We start from the raw sequence: 794 nt of genomic DNA, 5'->3' as shown, positions 1-794 counted from the left end.
AAAATACCAATAGAAAACCTTTTCAATGATCAGCAAACTCAAGTAAAATATCAAAATGATACTCAATTAAGTCTTAATTTTTTTTAGTGGACACGAGTGTTCCTGAAGCAGTTCGTTCAGGTCTTTGTCTCTTAAGGATAAGACTTCCTCAAAAGGCATGCCCGACTCTTTTAAACGGGACAGGTACTTCTTCACTGTCGTGCGGGACATGCTTAAGGCACTAGCAATGACCCTGGTCCCTTTTTCTTGGCTGTGTAGCCGGATTAATTGTCTCAATTTTTGCATACTGATTAATTTGTTCGGCATGAGGTATGTCCTTTTGTTAATTTTTGTTTAAAGAACATCATTATATCTCTAAATCAATCAATACTTTTTACCTTTTTGAGGGGACCACTTTCAGCTGGATTCAGGGGATCACTTTCCGTTGGAATAACGGACCGGTTTATTTTGGATTTAGGGGGACACTTTCAAAAGGATTTTCCAAAACGCCTGAATAACGGAAAATGGGAATAGCATATATTAGGCAAATATAAACAAGAGACTTAGAATTCAGCCTCTTGTTATTTTTGTCAGATTTCCGATTTAAGAGACTTTGGGTATTTGGATATATATAAACTGCATAACAAAATTATTGCAACTATTTTGTTTTATGAATAAGAATAGAATTTATTAATTCAGATCACTCGTGTCCACTAAAAAAAAATTAAGACTTAATTGAGTATCATTTTGATATTTTACTTGAGTTTGCTGATCATTGAAAAGGTTTTCTATTGGTATTTTTTCAAATAAGGACA

1 protein-coding gene is annotated in these 794 nt (G+C 33.8%); it reads right to left on the bottom strand.

The features are described 5' to 3' along the window. Positions 1-66: 66 nt before the first annotated feature. Positions 67-285 carry an HTH domain-containing protein gene (locus D0T57_RS16120; RefSeq protein WP_368666942.1) on the bottom strand — a complete coding sequence of 73 codons (219 nt, stop codon included), beginning with the start codon at positions 283-285 and terminating at the stop codon, positions 67-69. Positions 286-794: the final 509 nt, after the last annotated feature.

The organism is Dysgonomonas sp. 511 (assembly GCF_010501105.1).
Classification (GTDB): Bacteria; Bacteroidota; Bacteroidia; order Bacteroidales; family Dysgonomonadaceae; genus Dysgonomonas.
The sequence above is the reverse complement of the archived record's forward strand: the minus strand, read 5'-3'. Positions and strand labels throughout refer to the sequence as shown.